Genomic DNA, 25,691 nt, shown 5'->3' on the forward strand with positions numbered 1-25,691 from the left:
AAACGACTAAGGGAGATGGGGAGTATGGATTTCAATATCATTCGCATTGCCAGAACTGTTATTAATGTGAAGGATTTAGATCGTTCAAAAGATTTTTATGTAAAAGCGCTTGGCATGATTGAAACGGAAACAAAGGACAACTGTGTTTATTTAAGAGGGCTTGAAGAACACACACACCACAGCTTGGTTCTTAAAAAGTCCGAGACGTTAGGGGTACACGCACTCGGTTACAAAGTAGAAAAAGAAGAAGATCTTGATCGTCTGGCTGAATTGTTTCAATCAAAAGGCTTAAAAACAAAGTGGCTTAAGGAAGGAACCCAGCATGCTCTTGGACGTGCACTGCATGTACATGATATTTCAGGAATGCCTCTTGAATTTTTCTGCAAGATTGAAAAAGCAGAGCGCTTACTTCAGCGCTACGACTTATACAGCGGGGCACGAATTCAAAGGATTGACCACGTAAACTGTGCTGTACCGGATGTGGAAAAAGCTTACAACTTCTTTATCAACGAACTAGGCTTTGCATGTTCTGAATATACAACTATAGAAAATGGAAGTATCTGGGCTGCATGGCTCCACCGCAAACAGACTGTGCATGATCAAGCCTTTATGAACGGAGATGGTCCGCGTCTTCATCACTTTGCTTACTGGTTACCGGATCCACTTGCTCTAATTCACTGCTGCGATGTTTTAGCTTCTCTTGGCTATTCACAGAACATTGAAAGAGGTCCAGCACGCCATGGTTTATCCAATGCGTTCTTCTTGTATTTAAGAGATCCAGATGGATACCGCATTGAGCTGTATAACGGAGATTACTTAACAAGTGACAATGACTTCGAGCCAATCCGATGGGATTTAAATGACCCACGTCGTCAAACATTATGGGGTGCAAAAGCACCGGACAGCTGGTTTAATGAAACATCTCCGTTTTTAGATATTGAAACAAATGAACAAATTCAATCGATGTCACCAATTCTTGCACAGAGGAAACCAGAACTTGTTATATAAATTAAAAGAATGGAGGAGTTTCAATGGATGATCGTATATTTCGAGATGCCATGGGTAAATTTGCTACCGGCGTAACAGTTATTACAACGGATATTGATGGAGAGCCTCATGGCATGACGGCAAATGCCTTCATGTCAGTGTCGCTAAATCCGAAACTCGTACTAATATCGATTAAAGAAAATGCAAAAATGCTGGATAAAATTAACCGCTCCGGTAAATTTGCAGTGAATATTTTATCGGAAGACCAGCAAGAAGTTTCTATGTTATTCGCCGGCCAGATCAAAGAAAAGCGTGAACCAGAATTTGACCGCCTAAGCGAAATCTCGGTAGTAAAGGATGCTCTGGCGAATATTGTATGTAATGTATATGGAAAGCAAGTAGCTGGTGACCATACGTTGTTCCTTGGAGAAGTAGAAGATATTGTGCTCCGTGAAGGAAATCCCCTGACATTCTTTGCAGGAAAATATGGCCAGATCACCGCGCCGCAGTTAACTTAACATAAAAGGGGAGGGCAAACGATGGAGACAATTACTATCAACAGTTCAATTGATAAATCAAAGTTCACTGAAATGGAAGCTTGTGTTTTGGCTCTTGGTTTTTTTGATGGCGTTCACATCGGCCATCAAAAAATTCTTGAAACAGCAAAACAAATTGCTAGGCAAAAACAATGCGCCTTTGGTGTTATGACGTTTTATCCGCACCCAAAAGATATACTCTTTCCTCATATGGAGCCAATGACTTATTTAACTCCGCTTCCTTTGAAAGAAGATCGATTCGAAAAGTTAGGTGTTGAGAAGTTATTTGTTGTTGAGTTTAGCCCCGAGTTTGCCCGTCTTTCTCCAAACGATTTTGTTGAACAATACATTATTGGACTTGGATGTATACATGTTGTAGCAGGCTTTGATTATCATTATGGCTATAAAGGGCTCGGTAATATGAAAACGTTATCAGAGTATAATCCCGGAAGTTTGGATGTAACGACTGTTCCAAAGATCCAACATGATGATGAAAAAATTAGTTCTACAGCAATCCGAAAATTGCTTGATGAAGGTCATGTGCAAAAGATTCCTATGTACCTTGGCGATTTTTATGAAATTAATGGAGAAGTAAATCAAAGTTCTCTTTTTTACAAAAACCATCAGTTTCTTAAATTAATAGTAGAAAAGAGATATCGAATGCCTAAACCTGGTATTTACCATATTCAAGTTGAAATAGATGGTAATCATTATGATGGAACTTGCCACCAAATATCTATAAATGAGCAACATTCTTCATTATTAACCCAATTAAAAGATTGTTCTGTATACCCATACAAAAAGCGGATTAAAGTAAAGTGGCTAGATTATAAATATGGCAAGCAGAATGAGTCATACGGAATGAATGAATACATGAAAAAAGATGAACTAGTAATCTAATTAAAAGTAGGCTATTACAGAAAGGAGTAGAATATGAATTTAAAAGTGCAAGTAAGAAAGAAAAACTTATATATTGATGGTCAATGGCAAGAAGCCACTGAACATGCATCCCTAACATCTCCATACTCTGGAGATGTTATTGCATATATTCCTAAGGCTAATGAAAAAGAAGTGAATGAGGCAATTGATGCTGCATGTCGTGCAAAAACAGTCATGGCGAAAATGCCAGCTCACGAACGTGCAGCTATTTTGGAACGTTTAGTAGATTTGTATGAGAAGCGTTTAGATGAAGCTGCAGAAATTATCGCTTTAGAGGCAGCTAAACCAATTGCTACTGCAATCGAAGAAGTAAAACGGACCATACAAACATATAAGTTTGCAGCTGAAGAAGCAAAGCGAATTCATGGAGAAACAATTCCATTGGATGCTGCACCAGGCGGAGAAAAACGAGTAGCATATACGGTGCGTGAACCTATTGGGGTTATTGGAGCGATTACTCCATTTAATTTCCCGATGAATTTAGTAGCCCATAAAGTAGGTCCTGCCATTGCCGCAGGAAATACAGTTGTATTAAAACCAGCATCTCAAACTCCACTATCCTCTTTCTTTTTAGCAGAGTTGTTACAGGAGGCTGGTTTACCTAATGGAGCTCTTAATGTGATTACTGGAAGCGGAAGAGTCGTGGGGGATAAAATCGTGACCGATGATAGAATTGCTGCTATTACATTTACCGGAAGCCCAGCTGTTGGGATTGGTATTCGAAACAAAGCTGGACTGAAGCGCGTGACATTAGAACTGGGTTCGAATGCAGCCGTTATTATTGATAAAGGGATCGATATAGATTCAATTATTAATCGTTGTGTGAAGGGAGCCTTTTCTTTCCAAGGTCAAGTATGTATATCATTACAACGCATTTATATTCATGAAAGTTTGTACGAAACATTTGTGCAAAAATTTGTTGAAGCAACTCAGCAACTCAAAATTGGTGACCCTTTAGATCCATGTACGGATGTTTCAGCGCTTATTTCAAAAGAAGATGTGGAACGTACTTTAGATTGGATTCATGAGGCGAAACAACATGGAGCAGAAGTAGCAACTGGAGGAATCGCCAAAGGAAATATTCTATTGCCAACGGTATTATTAAACGCAGAGTCTTCGTTAAAAGTTTCATGTCAAGAAATGTTTGCTCCAATTGTCATCATCAATAAAGTGCAAGCAGTAGAGGGAGCGATTGAGCAAGTAAATGATTCGCGATATGGTCTCCAAGCGGGAATTTACACGGATAATGTTCATACAGCGTTAACTGCAGCTGAAAACCTTCATGTTGGTGGCATAATGATTAATGACATTCCAACGTTTCGTGTAGATAACATGCCTTATGGAGGTGTGAAGGAAAGTGGAGTCGGAAGAGAAGGCATAAAATATGCCGTAGAGGAAATGACAGAGCTAAAACTAGTAGTTTTTAATAGAAATTAAAAATTAGAAGCATTTAAGAACCCTATTGAATTATTAGGAAAGAGGTGCTATCAATTTGGAGCTAGTAAAAGAACAGAGTAATGTAAAAAAAGATATCGAACAACAAGACAACAACCAAATCGATTATGACAAAATTTCCACTTCAGAGGATTTTAAACAACTACTTTTAGATAAGAAAAAGTTTATTATTTCATACACAATTTTTTATTTGGCTTATTCACTAGCTTTACCATTCCTATCATTGTTTACAAATATATTAAACGTTCAAGTAATAGGAGACATTACGTTGGCGTGGATTTACGGTATTTCAATTATCTTTATGTCATTTGGAGTATGCAGTATTTACGTAAAGAAGTCTGCTGAATTTGACGAAAAAGTAAAGCAAATCATAGTAAAAGAGGGGCTGTAAACATATGGGATGGGATATTATTCTTCTTTTTGTACTCATGTCAATAGGGGTACTTTTCATTACGTACTATGCTTCCAAAAAAACAAAAACAGCAGGTTCTTTTTATACAGCTGGAGGGGGTCTAACTGCTAGGCAAAATGGACTTGCTTTAGCAGGTGACTTTATGTCTGCATCTACCTTTTTAGGGTTAATTGGAGCCTTTTCTTTAACGGGATATGACGGATTCTTCCTCATGTACGGTGCGCTAGTTTCATTTCTTGTCATTTTATTTTTAGTTGCAGAACCATTAAGGAATCTAGGGAAATATACGTTAGGTGATATGATTACTGCTCGATTTAAGTTTAAACAAGTACGAGGAGTAACTGCCTTCAATACAATAATCATCTCAGTTTTTTATATGCTTGCACAGCTTGTTGCTGCTGGAGCTTTATTCAAATTATTATTAGGTATTCCGTATAATACTTCAGTCCTTATTGTTGGTGTTGCTATGTTAGCTTTTGTTTTGTTTGGAGGAATGACCGCAACAAGCTGGGTTCAAATTATTAAAGCCGTTCTTTTAGTAGGTGGAACCTTTATTATGTTTGTAATGGTTATGTGGAAATTTAATTTTAATTTTATTGGCATTTTTACGGATATGAAAACAGCCACTCCTTTTGGAATTGATTTCTTAAACCCTGGTTTGAAATATAAAAACGGTTGGGATGCTACTTCTTTAACACTTGGGCTCATTCTTGGGACAGCGGGTCTACCCCATGTATTAGTTCGCTTTTTAACTGTACCGAATGCTAAGGTTGCCAGAAAGTCAGTTGTTTGGCTTATGTGGATTATGGGGTTGTTCCATATTATGGTTATTTTCCTTGGGTTTGGAGCGGCAAAGCTAGTTGGAACTTCGAAAATTATTGAGGCTAACCCAGCAGGAAATATGGCAGCGCCATTATTAGCAAAATATATTGGCGGAGATTTTATGTTTGCTTTTATTTCTGCGGTTTCCTTTGCTACTATTCTCGCAGTTGTTGCTGGAATTGTAGTTACGGGAGCAACAGCATTTTCTCATGACTTTTATAACGAAATTTTAAAAGACGGGAAAGCAACCGAAAAACAGCAAATGTTTATGGTACGTCTTGCGTCGATTGTCATCACTGCTATCGCCATTGCCTTATCACTATTTCTTCAAAATTTTAATGTTGCCTTTGTAGCATCAATCGCTCTTACATTAGCAGCGAGTTCGAATTTACCAGTTATTTTATTAACTATTTTTTGGAGAAAGTTCAACAAAAATGGAGCAATCTTCGGGATGCTTATAGGATTAATTAGCACGATTGGTCTAGTTATGTTAAGTCCAAATGTTTGGAATCCGGAACCAGGTGTAGCCTTATTTACTGGTAAGCCTATTTTCCCTCTTGCGTCACCAGGAATTCTTTCTATACCGTTAGGTTTCTTAGGCTGCTATATTGGTACATTAATAGGGGCCCGTAAGACAAAAAATGTAGAGGATAATTTTTCAGAAATTATCGTTAAGTCAAATATAGGTAATGATGTTAAAGGTGTAGTTAATCATTAGTGATAGTTTGGCAAGTTCAAAAAGATTAAGTAATCATCAGAAGAATTTTACGAGTTTATGAGAGGTGTGAATAGTTATGAGTAAGGCAATTATTAAATTGAGTGAAACCCTTCACACAAAAGAAGTGGAAGTAGATCCTCAAAGCAATACAATCATTCTCGGTGATAGAAATGTAACCTTAGAGCAGTCCTCTTTGGAGGCGCCAATTTCGGGTACAGTATATGGGGCTTTATTAAATTATAGTGGCGAGCTTGAGGCATTAGGCTCATCTTTAACGAAAGAACCTTATAAACAGCCTCCCAAAGCGCCTGTGTTATATATAAAACCGGTAAACACGATTACTGGATTTAAATCTTCAATTCCACTACCCGAGGATACGTCGCATCTGCAAGTAGGTGCCTCATTAGGCATTGTCATTGGGAAAAAGGCTACTCGTGTAACAGAAGAAAAAGCTTTAGATCATGTATTAGGATACACCATTGTAAATGATGTGAGTATTCCACATGAGAGTTTATACCGACCAGCTATTAAACAAAAAGCAAGAGATAAATTTTGCCCTGTAGGTCCATGGATTATTGAACGCGATGCAATCGCTGACCCGAATAAGTTGACGATTACAGTATTCGTTAACGATGAATTAAAACAAAAGAATACAACGGCCAATTTAATTCGACCTGTATCACAACTTATTTCTGAAATTTCGGGATTCATGACCCTGTTTGAGGGCGATGTTTTACTAGTTGGGGTACCTGAAATTCCTCCTCTTGTTAAAGAGGGAGATCGAGTACGAATTGAAATCGATGGAATCGGTTATTTAGAAAATACAGTTAAATGACAATCTCATTGTTTTATAAAGGAGCGTGATTATTATGAAACATGCACGTGTAGTATTTCAGGATGTCATTCATCAAGCGATTGAAACAGATGATGGTCACCTGAAACTAGATAATGGACAAATTGTTTCTGAGGAGGAAGTGGTCTGGCTACCGCCTGTCCAACCTAGAACCGTTTTCGCTTTAGGGCTAAATTATGCAGATCATGCAAAGGAACTTGCTTTTCAAGCACCAACAGAACCTTTAGTTTTTCTAAAAGGTCCTAATACTTTTATTGGTCATCGAGGTCAGACGTACCGACCGGCTGAGGCTACCAATATGCATTATGAATGTGAACTTGCAGTTGTCATAGGGCGTTCCGGGACTAACATTAAACAAGAAGATGCTTATGATTATGTAGCAGGATATACAGTTGCAAATGACTATGCCATCCGCGATTATTTAGAAAACTATTATCGTCCGAACTTAAAAGTAAAGAATAGAGATAATTGTACACCAATCGGTCCATGGCTAGTCGATGCAAAAGATATTGAAGATCCTATGAATCTTACATTGCGTACTTATGTAAATGGAAAAGTTACGCAGGAAGGCACAACGAAAGATATGATTTTTAGTATTCCGCATTTAATTGAGTATTTAAGTAGTTTTATGACATTAAATAAAAACGACATTATCCTTACTGGTACGCCTGAGGGCTTAGTTGATACAAAGGTAGGGGATGAAGTCATTACTGAAATTGAAGGTGTGGGGCGACTAGTAAATACTATTATTAGTGAAAAACAGTTCTTAAGAACAGAAAGTGAGAACGCCATTTTTAGTCAGTGAAAGGGATGAAAACATGCCGCATTTTATTGTTGAGTATACCGATAACATAAAGGAAGAAGCAGCCATTCCAAATTTGCTTGAAAAAGTGAATGATGTTTTGATTAGCCGTAGTAATCTTTTTCCAACTGGAGGAATTCGATCAAGAGCAGTTGAACTTCATGATTACCGAGTAGCAGATGGAGAAGAAGATGATGCATTTGTTCATGCTACATTAAAAATTGGGGCAGGTAGATCGGCTGAACATAAGAAAGAAACTTGTGACGAGCTATTCGAAGTAATCAAGGATCATTTTGCTGATCTATATAATAGGCGCTATCTAGCATTATCGATGGAATTGATTGAATTCAGTGAGGAAGGTACTTACAAGTATAATAATATCCATAAGCGTTTTAAAAAGTAAAAGGGCTGAAAGTCAATCAAGGTAATAGATTAGAATTTGGCTAAAAGGAGTTTTCTAGTTTTCATCACTGTTGTTTTTTATTGATTAAAAGGCTCATAACCTCCATTTTTCCGAGGTTATGAGCCTTTAGACAACATTCGGGATGACTCGTTTTAGATGAAACATGCATTGTGAAAACGAGCAGGAAAAGGCGAAATACAATGTGAACGAGGTAAATATGAAACAATGGTTGAATCTGTTTGTAAGAGTAGTTCCGCTTTTTACAATAAAAAATAATTGATTTCGCTTACAATTTAGGTTACATCGCGTTAAGTGTAGATTTTCATTTTAGGAAGGGGACTTTAAATGACAAACAATCAAGCTTTAGATGTGAACTGCATTGAATGGGCAAGTAAAATCAACAAAAGTTATATTGGAGGTCAATGGGTAGAGGGTGGTAGTGCAAGAACCTATTCAATAAAGGATCCATATGATCAGTCAATTATTACATCTGTAGAATTAGCGAATATAGAGCAAATAAAAGACGCTTATCAAAAAGCAAAAGCAGCACAAAAGGAGTGGGCTAAATCTACTCCAGAACAAAGAAGAGAAGTTTTAACGAAAGCATTACACTATTTAGAGAAAAATAAAGAGTATATTTTGGAATTAATTACACGAGAAACTGGTGGAACACTACTTAAGGCTCAAATTGAGTTTGGCTTTGGAGTTAGTGACATCAAAGATTCTATAAATATGGTAGATGAAATTTACACACCTAAACATTATACATCTTCTACACCGGGAAAGGTTAGTCGTGTATATCGATTACCTTTAGGTGTTATTACGTCCATCACACCTTTTAACTTCCCATTTAACATGGCAACAAGAACAATTTTCCCTGCCATTGCTCTCGGGAATAGTGTTGTTCATAAACCAGATCTCCAAGTAGGAATAGTTGGCGGACAAGTTTTTGCAAAAGCTTTTGAAGAAGCAGGACTTCCTGCTGGAGTGTTTAATTCAATTTTAACTGATCTTCAAGAAGCAGGAGATGAATTCCTGTTAAATACGAATTCTTCGTTTATCAGTTTTACAGGATCAACTGAAGTAGGAAAACATATTAATAAAGTAACAGGCGGAACATTAAAACAAATGGCATTAGAACTTGGAGGCAATAACCCTTTAGTAGTTTTAAAAGATGCCGACGTTGAACAAGCGGTGAAAGTAGCCATCTTCGGGAAATTTTTGCATAGTGGTCAAATTTGTGCGATTACAAATCGAATTATTGTTCATAAAGATATTTATGATGAATTTGTTACTAAATACGTAGAAAAAGTTAAGGGATTAACAGTAGGAGACCCTAAAGACCCAAAAACAATTATTGGACCTGTTATAAATGAAAAACAAGCTGATAAAATCATGGATTTAGTTAATAAAGCAAAGGAAAAGGGATTAAAAGTTGCAGTAGAAGGTGACCGTACAGGAAATGTTATTTCTCCATTTGTATTTGTTGATGTACCTAATGATTCAAGTCTTGCATCTTGCGAGATCTTCGGTCCTGTTGCACAAATTATTCCGGCTGAAAGTGATGAAGAGGCCATTCGCTTTGCGAATGACACGGAATATGGATTATCCTCTGCCATTCTGACTAGTGACATAGAAAGAGGGGAAAGATTAGCCCTTGAGATCGAATCTGGTACAACACATATAAATGATATGCCTGCAGTGCTAGAAGGAAATGTTCCATTTGGTGGAGTGAAACAAAGTGGAATTGGACGCTTTGGATATGAATGGATTGTAGAGGAGTTTACTGTTGCGAAATGGGTATCTGTACAAACGAGCAAATTAGATTATCCGTTTTAGGATTGCAGCGAAATTCATGGTTGTTAAAAAAGCCTGTAACCTTGAGGTAACAAGGGATACAGGCTTTTAACTTAAATACTGATAGTAATTAAGAGTGGGAAAGCGCTCTAAATTGCTATTTTAAAATTTTCCCGCTATTCGTTTTTTGATAACTCATTTTACTTTTTCAACGAATTTAGGGATTTTACGATGATTGAATCAGGAACGGCAATGCCACTTCCGATTTAAAATAAAGTAATAACCATCATCATTAAATAAAAAGTCAGTAACAATGAGGGAAGGTGATTAATTATCTAAATTTTCCGAAAGTTATATTGATTATTTTTCCTTTTTTAATTACACTTTTTTTACGAACGTTCGTAGTGACGTGGAATATGAAAGCTCTACTAATTCAGAAATATACTTTGGTTCATTTTTGAATTTTTTAGATAGCATGTTATTGAGTTGATTTACGTAAGTATAGAAAAATTTAATTTAAGGCTTGGTGTGTCTTGGAAAATCTCCTGGCAGGGTATTTCCAAAATGAAGAATAGCTACTTCTTGAAATGAAGATGGCTATTTTTATGCGAAAAATAGGCATTAAGATTAAGTTCATCATACCTTATCTCCTTGTAATCATTTAGCCAGAGAGTAGACGTAGATAAGGAATCAACCCTGAATAATTGCAAAATACCTACTTAAACTTACTTTGTGTAAGAAAAGTAGTAAACAGTTGATTTAGCTGTTATTTGATTAACCTAGGAAATAATCATATATTAAGCATCGAATTGTAAGCGTTTACTAATTTGTATTACAAGGGGGTAAAAAGTTGATTAGTCCTTTGAATTCGAAAATAATTAGTTACTTGCCGTCCCAGCCTGACTTTGAATTTCAAACAGATTACTATATTGAACAAAAAGTTAGAATTAAACCAAATCAACCATCTATTCTGTTTTATCAATTTAAAATGGGAGGGGTAAGTAGTCAAATTTCTGTTATTCCGGATGGATGTATCGATATTCTCATTAATTGTGATCAGCACTACGGTAATATTTGTGGAAGCGTTACTAAAAGTAGAGTGATTAATCTACTCCCAAACAGTACATACTTTGGTATTCGTTTTCTGCCATGCCTAGATATTAAGAAACTAAAATTCGGTATAAAAGACCTTACAGATAAAGAAATTTCCTTAAATGAAATGTTTCCTGTAAATACGAATATTTTAGAAAGGGTAGCAACCGATGAAAGTTTTATGCAGAGAGTCAATATATTCAATGAAATATTGGAAAGTCATATTTTTGAGATTGATAAATCAACAAAACTAATAAAACAATCATTATATAATATATACGCGACAAGAGGTAATATTACCATTACGCAACTTGCAGAAGAAGTAGGATATTCAACTAGATATTTAAGAAAACAATTTGAAGACCATATTGGAATTTCCCCCAAATTATTTAGCCAAATAGTTAGATTTCAATCATCACTAAATATGCTTCTGAGGACAACCCACTTTACGTTAAATGATGTTATTTATGAGAATGGTTATTATGACCAAGCTCATTTGATTCGTGAGTTTCGGAATTTTGGATGCACGACACCTTACCAATTAACGGGGCAAAAAAGAATAATGATTGTCTAGCTAAAGAGGCTGGGACAGAAGGATTTTAGCCAATAAAAACACGAACAATATTACGAAACGCGCATTCTGTGTTTCTTAATAGTTCGGGTTTTTTATTTATATTCTTTGTTAATTTAAAAATTATCCGTCTTTCATAAAGGACAAATTAGTTATGTCCCACCCTCTTTTACGTGCGCCTGACATACGCGTTTGATAACTTTTTTTAGATGAAAATTTAGAATGTTCCGATTTTTACAATATCAAATTATCTTATTCTGATAATCTGAAATTAATAGAAAGAATGCTTATTGTTCCTACTACAGTCAAAGGAAAAATGGGCAATCAACAAAACAAAAGAGGGGAGTCAGATGATTGACGCAATACCAACTGTTCATTAATGGTAATTGGGTTGAGGCTACATCAAGTAGAACGTTTGAGTCTATTGATCTCAGAACCGGAAATGTACAGTTAGACAAAGCACGCATGGGTTTACTTTAATAGGAAAGTTTTGAATACGGAGGGTAACGCTTTGTATAAATAACAAAATTATAATAATGCCAATGGGGGTAGGGATTATAGAGAACATTCAAATTGTATCAGATGGGCAAAGTCTAAAAAGAAGTTTAAAGATGCGAGATTTAGTTATTTTTGGTCTTGGCTTTATGGCACCAGTTGCAGCGATGTCAATGTTTGGAATTATCACATTGGTATCTCAGGGCCATTCTGTCCTCTCATATGTTCTTGGTTTTGTTGCTATGTTATTTACAGCGTACAGTTTCGGTAAAATGGTTGAAGCTTACCCGGTTGCGGGCTCAACCTATACCTACGCCCATCAAGCGCTACACCCTAAAATAGGATTTATTGCTGGATGGGGAGTGCTGCTTGATTATCTGTTGATACCCATGCTAACTTTTTTGATCAGTGCAAGTTTTGCAAACGCCCTTGTACCAAGTATTCCGGTTTGGGGTTGGGTTCTCATTTTCGCTATTCCAATCACGATTGTTAATATAATCGGAATTGATATAGCAACTAAGTTGAATTCAGTTTTAGTGCTCTTCATGATTATCGCGGTGATTGCCTTCGTTTTTAGCGCAAGTCATTTTATAATAACGGGTGATTTATCTTTAATAAATTATAAGGCAATTTATGATGGTGATTCTTTTTCAATAGGAGCAGTTATTGGCGGGGCAGCAATTGTTATTGTCGCTTACCTAGGTTTTGATGCTATTACAACCTTAGCTGAAGAGACGAACGTAGAGGGGAATAAAATTGGTTTGGCTATTATGTTTACCTGTGTCATTCAAACGGTATTTTATGTTTCCGTCACTTATTTAGCAGTGATTCTTGTAGGAAACTATTTAACTATTGATAATCCCGACACAGCCTTCTTCAACGTTTTAGAGACGATAGGGGGCGGGTTTCTTCAGACTTTTATTACATTTACGATTATCGCATCTGGAATTGCAAGCGCTTTAGCAAGCCAATCAGCTTCAAGTCGTCTGCTCTTGGGGATGGGGCGTGACAATGTCATCCCTCAAAAATTTTTTAGCTATATTCATCCAAAGTATAAAACACCGATGAATAATATTTTATTAATGTCAATAATCGGCGTTATTGGTGCAATATCTTTGGATTTGCAAATTGTATCCGACTTAGTCGCGTTTGGTGGATTATTAGGATTTGCTTTCGTAAATATTTGTGTTATTAATCATTACTATTTAAAAAATAAGCGAAAAAATATCGTTAAATATTTGGTTGTTCCATTAATTGGGGTGTCGGTTTGTCTTTATATTTTGTGGGGGCTTTCAACAGCCGGAAAAATAGTTGGATTTACTTGGATGGGATTTGGTGTTTGTTATTTCTCGATTCGATCCATGTATTCAAAAGAATCTAAGAAACTCTTAACAGATATAAAAGGGCAGAATATTAGTTAACTAAAATAATAAGCTTTATACCTACTCAGACATTAAGGGAGGAATAAAATATGCAATACGTTGCAAAGCGGAATAACTTAAACAAATTGGAATTATCAGAACTAGATAAAAAACATTATTTACATCCAACCACTCCACCAAGAGCTCATTATTTATCAGGGCCCTCAACAATTTTTACAGAAGGTAAAGGAATTTATCTGAAAGACATAGAGGGGAAAGAGCGTATTGATGGGGTTTCGATGCTTTGGAATGTTAACCTTGGCTATGGAAATGAAGAGCTTGCTGAGGTAGCAAAACAGCAGATGTTAAAACTTTCTTACAGCTCTTCTTTCAGCGGACAATCCAATGAGCCTGCTATCCTTTTAGCACAGAAGGTGGCCTCATTAGCACCTGGTGATTTGAATGTTTGCTTTTTCACATCGGGAGGTTCGGAATCTAATGATACTGCATTTAAGCTAGCTCGTTTTTATTGGAAAGTAAAAGGTCAGCCAGAGAAAACTAAAATTATTTCTCTTGAACAATCATTCCATGGGGTTACAGTAGGAGCCACTAGTGCTACTGGAATCGAAGGATTCAACAAATTTACGACTTCTAATGCTCCGAACTTCCTTACAGCTGCAGCGCATGTTTTGAATGCAGAACTTGGTGATAAAAGTGATCCAAATTATTCGCGTTCTATTCGTGGGATAATTGAGTCAGAAGGATCCGATAACATTGCCGCTGTCATTCTGGAGCCAATCCAAGGCGCAGGCGGGGTAAGGTTCCCTCCTGACGGATACCTTCAAGCTGTTCGCAAACTTTGCGACGAACACAACATTTTGCTTATTGCAGATGAGGTGATTTGTGGGTTTGGAAGAACAGGAAAGACCTTTGGTGTTGATAATTGGAACATTGTTCCTGACTTTTTATGTGTTGCAAAAGGAATCTCGAGCGGCTACGCCCACCTAGGTGCTGTAATTATGAGAGAGCATGTAAGAGAAGCATTTATTCAATCAGATGAAATGATGTTCCATGGATTCACATATAGTGGACATCCAATGGCTTGCGCGGTTGGCCTGAAGACACTTGAGATATTAGAAAGAGATCAAATTGTTAAGAATAGTAGACTTCGCGGTGAAGAATTATTAAAAGGACTTAAGTATCTCGAAAGCAATTATAAACATATCACGAATATAAGAGGTCTTGGCCTACTTGCCGGTATTGAGCTAGTTAAAGATCCTGAAAACGGCATCTCATTTGATCCGGCGGTACACGCGGCAGCTCTGTATACAGATATATGCATGGACTTAGGCCTACAATTACGTTATTTCGATTGGAAGGGAACAAATACAGTTGCTCTTGCGCCACCGCTTATTATTACAAGCCAACAGGTTGAAGAGATTATTAACAGAATGTCTGATGCTTTTAAAAGGTTTGAAAAACAAATTTAATTCACGTACTATATCCAATAAACAACTGCTGACCAGGCGCTCATAAACATGTGAGTACCTGGTCTTTTATTCATCATACGATCTAAACTTTCTATGCAATATAGAGTAGGAGAATGGAGGCTAAAACCTTATTTATTGACACGTATCTAACATCGTGAAGAAGCGAAAGCAAAGTGAAGCGATAAAGCCTTATATAGTACAGGCTCACCGGCTAAATAAAAATATAGATTGATCTGAAAAGAGCGATTCAACAAGAGTCAAAAATGGATGAGAACCTATTTTAAACAATATTAATTCCTGCACTCGCATTACCTAGAATAATGTCAACTGCAATTTCTCCTGGTAACGATGAAATATAAAATACCATTAATAAACGATCACCTGCAGTTACAGGTACTGGTGGGATAGTAGCCGATGCAAAAACTAAAAGGTCTACGGGAATAGGTTCTGTAATAGATGGAACTAAATCAACGCTAGCACTTGTACCAGTAAAAGTATTACTACCTACAGGTGCATGAAAAATTTGAGCACGGATTGTCAAAGCTCCTGATTCAACCTGCCCTGAGAGTGCATTATATGAGGCTGAAATAGCAGTTATCTTCCCGTCACGTGGGACGCTGAAGGCTTCACTAAAAATTGCAGTTAAATTAATCGTATTATTTGCAAGAGGTACAAGGTCTACAGCAGAACCAAACCCTATGAGACTAGCAAGCCTATTGCCAAGTATATTTTCAACGACTGTTTGTCTTCCAGAGGAGAAGGGAATTATTGAACCACCTTGATTTTCTCCGCCATTCCCAATTTCTGAATTTATACAATTGATATCTGTGGCCACAAATGGTCCTAAGTTATTACAATCTTTTCTTACTGATGAACTATTACAATTATTTTTGCACACAAACTTCCCTCCTTTTATCGCTAGGATATGTTGAAGAAGGGAAGTGGGAAGGGCTATAAACTTGATAAATATTATTTCTTTGTTTTTAAACGATGAAAAAAGCCACTCATTTTGGGAGACGGGTGTAAGCTAACAAAAAAATCTCTACATGTCGTAAACGCTACTCAAAAACGTTTGTTTAAATATTGAAAACTATTTTTCTCTAGTCTTTAATAATTAGTAGCGCCGAATTTAACTTGCACATTAGCATCCCTGCATTCTTTTATTACCAGATAGATAATTTCATTTGCGGAATATTTCGATATTTCATTTGCCATCAGTGTTACAGAAACTTCTTTGCCTTCTATTCTTACTAAAGCATCGGGATAGCCTAGTGACTTAATTTGCATCTCAAGCATTGCTTCTGTAGATTCTTCTTTATTGAGAGTATCAATTTCAATAGCTGCCTTATTTTTTTCTTCAGCAAAATACCCATCTGATGTGATTTTTTGAGTTAATTTTTGGCGAAGTTGATTTCGTTCATTACTAACTTGTAGGCGCGTTTCTTCAAATAAAGAGCTTGGAGAGGAAACTTCCTTTGTCACATTCTGTAAAGTTTCTTTTTGATCTGTATCTTCTGTGAATGTAATCTCCTCTTTTGATTGTTTTGATGAATCTATCAAAGAATAGACTGAAATAACCGCTACTAGAGTTAATAATATAAGTAACCAAGACGATTTATTTTGTATGTGCATGCACAGTCGTCCTTCCATCAATAGATATGGTGAAATACCATTTAGCATCTTTTCAAAGTCTGTTTAATGAGAAATTTATGTAGCAGTATCGTTATTATTTTAATGGCAAGAAATACGTAATTAATGAGCCCTCAATTGAAAGAGAGTTAATAGAGCATCGTCTTACTTACCTTAAATATACTCCTAAGAAACTTAATTCTTACATAAACCTTGAAAAAATAAATTAACAGATTTGCACAATACTATTTTGGATTGTTATAAACTTAGAATAAGAAAAACGATTTAAGGAGGGTGCTTTTTTGATAATTATGGAAACAGAGAGACTAGAATTACGAGAATTTAATGATGAGGATATTTCTGTCCTTTACTCAATTTTTTCAGATGCCGAAACAATGAAATATTATCCATCACCATTTAATTTAGAACAAACTAAAAATTGGATTGAGAAAAATAAACAAAGATATCGAGAAGATGGTTATGGTTTATGGGCTGTCTGTTTAAAAGAATCGAAAGAATTAATTGGAGATTGTGGCCTCGTTAAACAAATAGTTGATGGAAAAAATGAAGTTGAGGTGGGCTACCATATTCATAAAAAATATTGGTCTAAAGGATATGCAACTGAAGCAGCTAAAGGTTGTGTGGAATATGGATTTGTACATTTGGGACAAGAAAAAATAATAAGTATTATTGACCCCAAAAATGGACCTTCTATTCGTGTGGCTGAAAAAAATGGTTTAATAAAGGAAAAGGAATCGTTTATTTTTAATAAAACTCACGATGTATATTCATTAATTAAGTTGTAATTGTAAAACATAATGAAGACTAAATGATTACAACTACAACTTTTTGATACTTTATATAGAGGATTATTAATTATTTTAGTTAGATAGGAAGTCCCTTTAGGAGATTTTTATGAAAGATCCTTTTTTAAATAGTAGTGCTTATAATCCCGTCCAACATTGTCCAATGTACCGTAAACTTGATATCCGTGATTTTCATAAAAATCTAAAGCCTGAAAACTTAAAGTATCGACCTTAATGAAATCACAGTTGTTATTCAAAGCTATTTGTTCGATTTCTACTAATAATTTAGAGCCATAACCTAATCCGCGAATTTCCTCATCGATCATAAGTGTATGTATCTCTAACCAATTCCAACAAATTTCTCCCAATATACCACCACGGACTAGGTCATTTTCATCTGTAAGGAAGAGGTTGATTTCTTGATATCGGCCTCTTAAATCTTTTGGAAAGTGTTTTAAATTGTATTCGTATAGCTTTTTATTAATGAAAGATTTTTTATGTTTATTTTGCTCCTGTAAGATTTTATATTGCATAAATTTTTCCTCCTCTTTTATAATGGGAAATTTCGCTTCCGAATTATATGGTGGCTATTTTCATTCTAATAATTACTATCCGTTATCTACCTTCGATATAATAAAATAGGGTCATCATAAAAAGTTTGGGATGGCATTCGTTAAATGTCTGTCACGTTATAAGTTTGGTTTGGTGATGAACTATACAATAGCAGGATTAATTTTTGTAGGTAAAGAAGCGGGTGGTAAAGTGAATTATATTCAAATTTATATTGGCCTAATGTCCGTTTGCAGTAGATATTATAGATGATTTGAAAAATATAGCAGAGAAATGGGGCATTCCTTTTCATACATATCAACTAATGACGAAAGATGAAGCACAGAATGCACCTATCATATGGACAACCTTTGGACTATTTTGCAATGGTCAGTTTATTTCATATGAAATTATGAGTGCAAACAAATTCGAAAAAGTATTTAATTACATTATGAATAGGGAATTTATCCCCTTTTGATGAACATTAAAATTAGAGCAAATAAACAAATACCTATAAAAGAACCTAGAGTAAACGACCAAGAAAAATAATCGAAAAAGATGTATGCAATTACGATTGCAAGCATATATCCGAGAACAGTGCCCAACAATTGTTTTTGGATATTCAACGTTCTCACTCCTTACTGCTTAGGATTTTTAAAAGTTATTACCCTTATTTATATTTTATAGAATTATCAGGTAAATATCCATAAGAATTAAGAATTCAGGTAGATCAGCTTTGAAAATTAGCAAACAGTATACAGAACATTAAATATGGGGAGATCAATATGATGGATGGCATTTAGTGAAAAATAATGATCTCAGTATTATTTTTGAGCTTATGGCTGCTAAAATAGTTGAGGTTAATCATTATCCCCATCATGCACAACAATTTTTCTTTGTGCTATTTGCCACAGTAACAATCAATATTGCCGGAGAACGAATTGTGTTACAAAAAAGTATCAGATGGTAGAAAGTATAGTAAAGCTTACAAGTATAAAGGAGATGTTTTACGACCGAATCTCCTTAAGTGAAGCAAATCCAAAATAGAGTAATATATAGGATTACACCAAACAACAGGCTGGAACGATTGGTGAGGATGAAGAAAGCTCCCCGAGAGGTTTCATTTTGGAGTAGTCACAAAAACTGCTATATAAAGGAGTTAATTTTTTGAAAGCAAAAAGCATTAAATTATATGAATTTGGAAGCCCTCGAGAAGTTTTGAAGTTTGAAAATAAAATGATTCAACCTCCTCAAGAACAAGAAATTCTTGTTCGAATGCTGGCGCGACCTATTAACCCTTCTGATTTAATCCCAATATGGGGGAGTTATGCTCATCGAATTTCTTTGCCAAGTATCCCCGGCTATGAAGGGGTAGGTATTGTAGAGGATGTAGGCCCGTATGTTTCTCAGAATCTTATCGGAAAGCGTGTATTACCTTTGCGAGGGGAAGGGACTTGGCAGGAAATTGTAAAAACAAGCGCAGAATTCGCAGTACCCATCCCAGATACTATAGCTGATTTTACTGCAGCACAAATGTATATCAACCCAATGACAGCTTGGGTAACATGTACAGACATATTACAATTGCAGCCAAATGATGTTTTAATAGTCAATGCTTGCGGGTCCGCAATTGGACACATATTTGCTCAGCTAGCAAAATTGTTAGGCTTTCAATTAATCGCGGTTACGAGAAATAATAGACATACTAACGATTTAATTCAGCTTGGTGCTTCCTATGTAATAGATACTTCAAAAGCACCGCTTTATGAGACAGTAATGGAACTAACAAATGGTAGGGGCGCTGATGCTGCTATTGATTCTATTGGTGGGACAGCGGGCAATGACCTTGCTTTTTGTCTGAAATCTGGAGGGAACTTTTTAGCCATTGGTCTTTTATCAGGTGTACAAGTGAATTGGCAGAGAATCGTTAAAGAGGCAAATGTAAATGCAAATATGTTCCATTTGCGTCATTGGAATAAGCAAGTATCGGTGGAAAGATGGCAACGTACATTTCAGCACTTAATCCATCTAGTTAATAGTGGTAAATTAAAAATGATGACGGTGGATTCTCATTATGATTTGTTAGACATTAATAAGGCGATAACGGCTGTTGAATCGTCTAAAACTACTAAAGGAAAGATTTTTTTAACAAGTTATCAATAAATAGAAAAACCGAACTATTCCGAAACACTTCATGAGCGTTTCATAGGGATAGTTCGGTATCTTTGTTAGCTGAAACACTTTTATCCCAGCATCTTTCCTTATAAGTATGGCTTGCCTAAAAAATCTAAGCTTACTGTGATTCTAAAATAAATCAGTTGATAAATATCGCAGACCAGTATCAGGTAGGATAACGACAATTCGTTTTCCTTTGTTCTCTGCACGTTTTGCAAGTGCTGTGGCGGCAAATATAGCAGCACCTGATGAAGTACCTACTAATATACCATCTGATTTCGCAACTGCGCGTGCAGCCTCATAAGCTTGTGTAGTTTCTATCTCAAGTACTTCATCAATTATATCTAAATGAACATTTGATGGTACACGGACCTCATCAGCATCGGAGAAGCGGTGAACACCTGTGATTTCAATGATATCTGGATTATCAACGGTTGCAATGGAATTAACAGCAGGCTCTACACCAATGATCTGAATAACTGGATTTTTAGATTTTAAGTATGCACCAGCACCACTTATCGTACCACCTGTGCCGATTGCTGCCACAAAGATATCAATTTGTCCGTCTGTATCCTCCCAAATCTCAGGACCAGTAGTTAACCTATGAACATTTGGGTTGGCATCATTATTTAACTGATTTAAAAACACAACATTTTCTTCTTGTTCAACGACCGTTTCTCGAAATACTTTATTCGTTTCAACAAAGTCACCCTCTGTTTCCTCAAAAGCAGCGACCATTTCTGGGACATCTGAAAATGGTACAACCTCCGCTCCGTATGCCTTTACAACCTTTGTGCGCTCTTCACTAACACCATCTTGCATGTAAATTCGAAGATTATAGCCTTTTGCTGCTGCAATTGCTGCTAGACCAATACCAGTATTGCCACTTGTTGTTTCGATTATTGTTTTATCTTTTGTTAATACACCACGAGCTTCAGCATCCTCAATCAACGCTTTAGCAACACGGTCCTTCACACTATTTGCAGGATTAAAATACTCTAGCTTTACGATAATTTCGGCTTCTAGCTGTTGCTCTTTTATATACTGATTTAATGCTAATAGTGGTGTATGACCGATTAATTCTGTAATAGATTGTTTGATCTTATTCGTTACAATTTGACCCATCTCAATCAACCCCTTATCTTTTGCTTACTTAACAAACTTGTTTTATAGGAATTAATGGAATCGTATCACGATAAATCCTTATAAGCAATAAAATTCCAGATAGAAAGATTGAATATAGTAATAGAAAAAAATAATTAATTAAATTTGCTAATACAACGTCCTTCTTTTATGAATAGGTAACATGTAAGTGCACTATATACATGTCATGATCTATCATTCATAATGCAAGGACTGGATCATTCCATCTGTTCAAATTGTAAATATTTTCGCAGGAGAATGTCTGAGAAAGCCTAATGAATAGAAGGTAAACTGATAATTCGGTAAGTTGTAGTAACTCCGAGAGTAGTTATTACTCACTTTCGTATGTATAATGGGAGTCTATGTTAGGTAATTATCTTTCAGAAATAGTAAAAATAATTGAACATAAATGAGGCTTAATGATGAGTAAAAAAAGGTTTAAAGATTATGAATTAAGTAATGAAATAATAATGGCACTGGGTAGCTTAGGATATGAACAACCAACAGAAGTTCAGAGTAAGGTCATTCCGTTAGCATTAGCAAAAACAGATCTTGTTGTAAAATCACAAACAGGTAGTGGGAAAACTGCATCTTACGGGATTCCAATTTGCGAAGCCATTGATTGGCTAGAAAACAAACCGCAAGCCTTAGTGTTAACTCCGACAAGGGAGCTTGCTGTTCAAGTAAAAGAGGATTTTACGAATATTGGCAGACTGAAGCGCATTAAAGCAACAGCGGTTTATGGAAAACAGCCGATTGCCATTCAAAAAACAGAGCTAAAGCAAAAAACACATGTTGTTGTTGGTACGCCGGGACGCATGTTAGATCATATTGAAAGAGGCACGCTTGTCTTAGACAAAATACGTTATCTTGTCATTGATGAGGCGGACGAAATGTTGAATATGGGGTTCATAGAACAAGTCGAAGCCATTATTAAACAAGTGCCTCAAAATCGTGTGACGATGTTATTTTCAGCTACGTTGCCAGAGAAGGTAAAAGACTTAGCTCTTAAATATATGAAAACACCTACTGATGTAGAAATTCAAGCTACGGGATTAACAACAGATAAAATTGATCATTCCCTTTACGTAGTAGATGAAGAACTAAAACTATCCCTGCTGCGCAAAGTTACGATTATTGAAAATCCAGATAGCTGTATCATTTTTTGCCGCACAAAGGATAGAGTCGATACGTTATGTGAGCAGTTAATCAATTTCGGATATAGCTGCGATAAAATTCATGGCGGTATGATACAGGATGTACGACTTGAAGTGATGAATGATTTTAAAAGAGGCGATTTTAGATATTTAGTTGCCACAGACGTAGCGGCTCGAGGAATTGATATTGATAATATCACACATGTCATTAACTATGATCTGCCATTAGAAAAAGAAAGTTACGTCCATCGTACGGGAAGAACTGGACGAGCAGGTTTAAAAGGGAAAGCAATTACGCTTGTAACGCCGTTTGAAGATCGTTTTTTAAGTGAAATTGAAGACTATATTGGTTTTAAAATTCCAAATAAAGTAGTGCCAACTGAAGAAGATGCTTTAAAAAAGAAAGCAGCTTTTGAGGCGAAAATGGATATTGAACCAACCCTGAAAAAGGCGAAAAGTGAAAAGCTGAACGAGCAAATCGTGAAGCTATATTTTAATGGTGGTAAGAAAAAGAAGCTAAGAGCTGTAGATTTCGTCGGGACGATTGCCAAAATCGATGGTGTAACAGTCGAGGATATAGGCATTATTACCATTACAGATGCTTTTACTTATGTAGAAATATTAAATGATAAAGGCCTGATTGTTTTAAAAAACATGAAGAAAACAACAATCAAAGGTAAGTTATTGAAAGTATATGAAGCCAATAAGTAGTAAGCGGTAAGCTTTGATAGAGTTGAGGGTCAAGTGGAAAAGGTGCTTGCCTCTATATTGAAGTTAGTATAAAAAAACAGCCAGTTCGCGGTATTTCACCGGGGACTGGCTGTTTATTTTGTTGAATATTAATTGGACGCAGAATCTCGAAGTATATACTTTTTACAACAAGTACATAAATCCAATTTAACCCAATTGATATAAAATTTTATGTTTTTTAAAAAAATCATCTTGAAAATGGCTCTACACCAAAATCTGTTCTTGAATCAGTATATATTGATAAAAAAACATGGAACGGAGGGCGGCGACTTCAGCGGGAAAAGCGTGAGAGCTGAGATCAACTGATGATGAAATCAGGGCAACACGCATATTCTTACGATTTTTGATTATTCGATAAAGAAACAACCGACAGTAAAATTCAACTTTCGTTAGACATGATGAACCAACTACCACTATTAAAACAGCCGACGTATTTATTGTGCGATAGCTGGTATACATCCCGTACGATCATTGAAGCCGCACTCAAAACGAACCGTATTTTGTATCCACAAGGCATCTGTATTCAAGCCAAACAATTCGCAACGCATATCAAAAAAGACGACACCGATCTCGTGACGATTGGTGGGAAAGTGTATCGCTATGAAGGTGCCTTAAATGATATTGAATACGGTGTCGTACTTCTATGTTGGCATCAAGCGGCATCGATAGAGCCAAAGAATATGCGCTGTTTTTTGATTAGAACAGTTAAAGGTTTTCTTTCAATCTATTTTCTTATTCATTTTGTAATCAGAATAAAAGGAGATAAGTGACAGCACAAGTAGGATTAGCGGAAGAAAGAAGAAGCCTGCATCATATTTCACTGAATGTTCCATTATTAAACCAAATAAATAAATGAATAAAGTAAAAGAAAAACATAAAGCAATCGTTCCAGCTATGGTTTTCATTTAAATCTTCCTTTCTAATTTTTCCCGCAGTAGCGGCTCCAACCTCCTATCTTTTCAGTCATATTTCCTAACTTTCTACTTTCTTCAAAAAAGTTCCCCGATAACCCGATCTTTTAAAAGCTTATTCTAAGGCAATTATACGTCAGAGGATGACCTATTAACATTGAATTGTTTAACTTCTTTCAGAAGAAGTCACCCACCTCTATAGGTGGTGAGATGAATGAGGTTTAAGTCACTTTTCAGCGGGTGTCCAAACACTTGCCGAAATAGAGGAACTCAGTCTAAGAATGCCACGTCCTGTGGCAATGACTGAGTGACCAACATCGTGTTGGCCTAAAGCCTCCGGCGGAAGTCACGGAATCGGAAAGGAATTCATAAAGGATGTTAGCCTAAAATCATCGCATCCATGCGATAACGGCTAACTGACCTGCATCTTGTTGCTGCCGCTACGCTAGCACTGCGCTTTCGCACAAAAAACATCTGCAGGCCTAAGCACAAAGCCGATTCCGGACGCAATTATGCCGAAGTATAATTGTTCCTATTTAACCTACTTGTTTTGTAAGAATTGGTGGAATCGTATCATGATAAATCCATTGAGGTAAAGGGAGTAATATTAATATTGACAATGCTTCTATGCAAAAGTGAGTCGAGTGTAACTTAAATTGACGTCTTATCAGAAAGAAATTCCTGCATTATTTTTGATTAACTATACTTATTTTAATCCAAATGAACTAATAGTAGATATAAAGTAATCTTTAAAGTGCATAAATATATGTTTATTTGGAGGGATTTACTTTAAATTTGCTAATTAACGATATTTTGGAATAATATTTGTTAAAATGTAGCCTTGTAAAAAAAGTTGGTTAGAGTGGTAACTAGGTGACTACTTGCGATCAACGGTAAAAAAGAGCTATTAAGTTAGCTTGATGTTATTTAGGAGATGAAAGTATGAAAGAAACTATTTCTTCAGTTTGTATAACTGCTGAAACAAAAATTAACATGATGAAGCAAAAGCCTGCTAATTATTTATTGTTAGCTATTTTTGGCGGGCTTTTTATCGGATTTGGAATTTTGCTCATCACAACTATTGGCGGCTTATTAAGTCCAACTGAGGTACCAAGTATGAAAATCTTACAAGGATTAGCATTTGGTGTGGCGCTTAGTATGGTTATGATGGCTGGGGCCAATTTATTTACGGGTGATAATCTAGTTTTAACGGTTAGTACACTATCAAAAAAATCATCACCATTAGAGATGCTGAGCATTTGGACGTTTAGTTACATAGGAAATTTCTTTGGTTCTCTTTTAGCGGCCGCACTATTTTTTTACTCGGGGTTAGCAAGTGGAGACATAGCGGCTTACATTGAAAAATTGGCTACAGCTAAGATGAGTGGTAGTTTTGTTGAACTTTTATGTCGAGGTATTTTATGTAATTTACTTGTATGCTTGGCCGTATGGTGTACGTATAAATTGAAAACAGAAGCAGGAAAATTAGCGATGATTTTCTGCTGTATTTTCCCATTTGTCACAATTGGATTTGAGCACTGTATAGCAAATATGACATTGTTTTCTCTTGCTCTTTTCATACCTCATGGTGAACTAGTATCGTTTGGTGGGGCCATTTCAAACTTATTGCCTGTAACACTAGGGAATATTATTGGTGGAGCTGTTATTGGTTTTGTTTATTGGGTAAATGGCAGAGATTAATAAATCACTAAATATTGCTAATGTAGTCTGTTTAAGTAGAGTAAAATACTTAGTGCCATTGCAATTTGAGAAGTGATTGTAAGCACCTGTTGACATATACAGGAATATAAAGCAATGCGATTATATCAAGTGAAATT

General features: G+C 36.0%; 24 protein-coding genes. 20 read left to right on the top strand and 4 right to left on the bottom strand.

Features of this window, described 5'->3' with window-relative positions; translation table 11 throughout:
• The first annotated feature begins 24 nt into the window (after nucleotides 1-24).
• The 13 genes from hpaD (at nucleotide 25) to ABNX05_RS12900 (ending at nucleotide 14,733) form a co-directional block, all read left to right on the top strand.
• A complete protein-coding gene (hpaD, locus tag ABNX05_RS12840) occupies nucleotides 25-1,008 on the top strand; it encodes a 3,4-dihydroxyphenylacetate 2,3-dioxygenase (protein WP_349660110.1) in 984 nt (327 codons plus the stop codon).
• A gap of 23 nt (nucleotides 1,009-1,031) precedes the next feature.
• On the top strand, nucleotides 1,032-1,505 hold the full coding sequence (locus ABNX05_RS12845) for a flavin reductase family protein (protein WP_349660111.1): 474 nt from the start codon (nucleotides 1,032-1,034) through the stop codon (nucleotides 1,503-1,505).
• 21 nt (nucleotides 1,506-1,526) lie between these two features.
• On the top strand, nucleotides 1,527-2,423 hold the full coding sequence (locus tag ABNX05_RS12850; RefSeq protein WP_349660112.1) for a cytidyltransferase: 897 nt from the start codon (nucleotides 1,527-1,529) through the stop codon (nucleotides 2,421-2,423).
• A 33-nt stretch (nucleotides 2,424-2,456) separates the two neighbouring features.
• Nucleotides 2,457-3,899: an aldehyde dehydrogenase family protein gene (locus tag ABNX05_RS12855; protein ID WP_349660113.1), complete on the top strand. Its 1,443-nt coding sequence runs from the start codon at nucleotides 2,457-2,459 to the stop codon at nucleotides 3,897-3,899.
• Nucleotides 3,900-3,954: 55 nt separating this feature from the next.
• Nucleotides 3,955-4,308, top strand: a complete 354-nt coding sequence (locus ABNX05_RS12860; RefSeq protein ID WP_349660114.1) for a DUF485 domain-containing protein — start codon at nucleotides 3,955-3,957, stop codon at nucleotides 4,306-4,308.
• Between the two features lie 4 nt (nucleotides 4,309-4,312).
• A complete protein-coding gene (locus ABNX05_RS12865) occupies nucleotides 4,313-5,869 on the top strand; it encodes a solute symporter family protein (RefSeq protein ID WP_349660115.1) in 1,557 nt (518 codons plus the stop codon).
• Between the two features lie 76 nt (nucleotides 5,870-5,945).
• Nucleotides 5,946-6,704, top strand: coding sequence for a fumarylacetoacetate hydrolase family protein (locus ABNX05_RS12870; RefSeq protein ID WP_349660116.1), 759 nt, complete (start codon nucleotides 5,946-5,948; stop codon nucleotides 6,702-6,704).
• 34 nt (nucleotides 6,705-6,738) lie between these two features.
• The gene (locus tag ABNX05_RS12875; RefSeq protein WP_349660117.1) at nucleotides 6,739-7,527 is read left to right on the top strand and encodes a fumarylacetoacetate hydrolase family protein; all 789 of its coding nucleotides are present in this window, start codon (nucleotides 6,739-6,741) and stop codon (nucleotides 7,525-7,527) included.
• 13 nt (nucleotides 7,528-7,540) lie between these two features.
• Nucleotides 7,541-7,927 (top strand): 5-carboxymethyl-2-hydroxymuconate Delta-isomerase, encoded by a 387-nt coding sequence (locus tag ABNX05_RS12880; RefSeq protein ID WP_349660118.1) that lies wholly within the window; start codon nucleotides 7,541-7,543, stop codon nucleotides 7,925-7,927.
• 345 nt (nucleotides 7,928-8,272) lie between these two features.
• Nucleotides 8,273-9,766, top strand: a complete 1,494-nt coding sequence (locus tag ABNX05_RS12885) for an aldehyde dehydrogenase family protein (RefSeq protein ID WP_349660119.1) — start codon at nucleotides 8,273-8,275, stop codon at nucleotides 9,764-9,766.
• A gap of 808 nt (nucleotides 9,767-10,574) precedes the next feature.
• Nucleotides 10,575-11,390, top strand: coding sequence for a helix-turn-helix domain-containing protein (locus ABNX05_RS12890; protein ID WP_349660120.1), 816 nt, complete (start codon nucleotides 10,575-10,577; stop codon nucleotides 11,388-11,390).
• Nucleotides 11,391-11,923: 533 nt separating this feature from the next.
• Complete coding sequence (locus ABNX05_RS12895; protein ID WP_349660121.1) at nucleotides 11,924-13,303, top strand: APC family permease; 1,380 nt, start codon at nucleotides 11,924-11,926, stop codon at nucleotides 13,301-13,303.
• Nucleotides 13,304-13,353: 50 nt separating this feature from the next.
• Nucleotides 13,354-14,733, top strand: a complete 1,380-nt coding sequence (locus ABNX05_RS12900; protein WP_349660122.1) for an aminotransferase family protein — start codon at nucleotides 13,354-13,356, stop codon at nucleotides 14,731-14,733.
• Nucleotides 14,734-15,013: 280 nt separating this feature from the next.
• Here the strand turns inward: ABNX05_RS12900 and ABNX05_RS12905 are convergent, their stop codons facing one another.
• The gene (locus tag ABNX05_RS12905) at nucleotides 15,014-15,631 is read right to left on the bottom strand and encodes an exosporium glycoprotein BclB-related protein (protein ID WP_349660123.1); all 618 of its coding nucleotides are present in this window, start codon (nucleotides 15,629-15,631) and stop codon (nucleotides 15,014-15,016) included.
• Between the two features lie 209 nt (nucleotides 15,632-15,840).
• Entirely contained in the window at nucleotides 15,841-16,365 is a 525-nt protein-coding gene (locus ABNX05_RS12910) for a SpoIIIAH-like family protein (RefSeq protein WP_349660124.1), read from the bottom strand.
• A 299-nt stretch (nucleotides 16,366-16,664) separates the two neighbouring features.
• Between ABNX05_RS12910 and ABNX05_RS12915 the strand changes: the two genes are divergently transcribed.
• Nucleotides 16,665-17,168, top strand: coding sequence for a GNAT family N-acetyltransferase (locus ABNX05_RS12915; RefSeq protein ID WP_349660125.1), 504 nt, complete (start codon nucleotides 16,665-16,667; stop codon nucleotides 17,166-17,168).
• Nucleotides 17,169-17,275: 107 nt separating this feature from the next.
• Here ABNX05_RS12915 and ABNX05_RS12920 read toward each other — a convergent pair whose 3' ends face one another.
• Nucleotides 17,276-17,701 carry a GNAT family N-acetyltransferase gene (locus ABNX05_RS12920; protein WP_349660126.1) on the bottom strand — a complete coding sequence of 142 codons (426 nt, stop codon included), beginning with the start codon at nucleotides 17,699-17,701 and terminating at the stop codon, nucleotides 17,276-17,278.
• Between the two features lie 290 nt (nucleotides 17,702-17,991).
• On the opposite strand from ABNX05_RS12920, the gene ABNX05_RS26395 reads away from it, so the two are divergent.
• From ABNX05_RS26395 to ABNX05_RS12930, 3 genes are all read left to right on the top strand, one after another.
• Nucleotides 17,992-18,195, top strand: a complete 204-nt coding sequence (locus ABNX05_RS26395; RefSeq protein WP_432760143.1) for a YoaP domain-containing protein — start codon at nucleotides 17,992-17,994, stop codon at nucleotides 18,193-18,195.
• Between the two features lie 324 nt (nucleotides 18,196-18,519).
• Nucleotides 18,520-18,687: a hypothetical protein gene (locus ABNX05_RS12925; RefSeq protein ID WP_349660127.1), complete on the top strand. Its 168-nt coding sequence runs from the start codon at nucleotides 18,520-18,522 to the stop codon at nucleotides 18,685-18,687.
• 197 nt (nucleotides 18,688-18,884) lie between these two features.
• On the top strand, nucleotides 18,885-19,880 hold the full coding sequence (locus ABNX05_RS12930; RefSeq protein ID WP_349660128.1) for a zinc-dependent alcohol dehydrogenase family protein: 996 nt from the start codon (nucleotides 18,885-18,887) through the stop codon (nucleotides 19,878-19,880).
• Between the two features lie 141 nt (nucleotides 19,881-20,021).
• Here ABNX05_RS12930 and ABNX05_RS12935 read toward each other — a convergent pair whose 3' ends face one another.
• The gene (locus ABNX05_RS12935; RefSeq protein ID WP_349660129.1) at nucleotides 20,022-21,017 is read right to left on the bottom strand and encodes a PLP-dependent cysteine synthase family protein; all 996 of its coding nucleotides are present in this window, start codon (nucleotides 21,015-21,017) and stop codon (nucleotides 20,022-20,024) included.
• Nucleotides 21,018-21,457: 440 nt separating this feature from the next.
• Between ABNX05_RS12935 and ABNX05_RS12940 the strand changes: the two genes are divergently transcribed.
• The 3 genes from ABNX05_RS12940 to ABNX05_RS12950 all read left to right on the top strand — a co-directional run bounded on the left by ABNX05_RS12940 (nucleotide 21,458) and on the right by ABNX05_RS12950 (nucleotide 25,554).
• Nucleotides 21,458-22,903: a DEAD/DEAH box helicase gene (locus ABNX05_RS12940; protein WP_349660150.1), complete on the top strand. Its 1,446-nt coding sequence runs from the start codon at nucleotides 21,458-21,460 to the stop codon at nucleotides 22,901-22,903.
• A gap of 434 nt (nucleotides 22,904-23,337) precedes the next feature.
• On the top strand, nucleotides 23,338-23,712 hold the full coding sequence (locus ABNX05_RS26400) for a hypothetical protein (RefSeq protein WP_432760144.1): 375 nt from the start codon (nucleotides 23,338-23,340) through the stop codon (nucleotides 23,710-23,712).
• Between the two features lie 1,083 nt (nucleotides 23,713-24,795).
• A complete protein-coding gene (locus tag ABNX05_RS12950) occupies nucleotides 24,796-25,554 on the top strand; it encodes a formate/nitrite transporter family protein (RefSeq protein ID WP_349660130.1) in 759 nt (252 codons plus the stop codon).
• Nucleotides 25,555-25,691 lie beyond the last annotated feature (137 nt).

The organism is Lysinibacillus zambalensis (assembly GCF_040183165.1).
GTDB lineage: Bacteria > Bacillota > Bacilli > Bacillales_A > Planococcaceae > Lysinibacillus > Lysinibacillus zambalensis.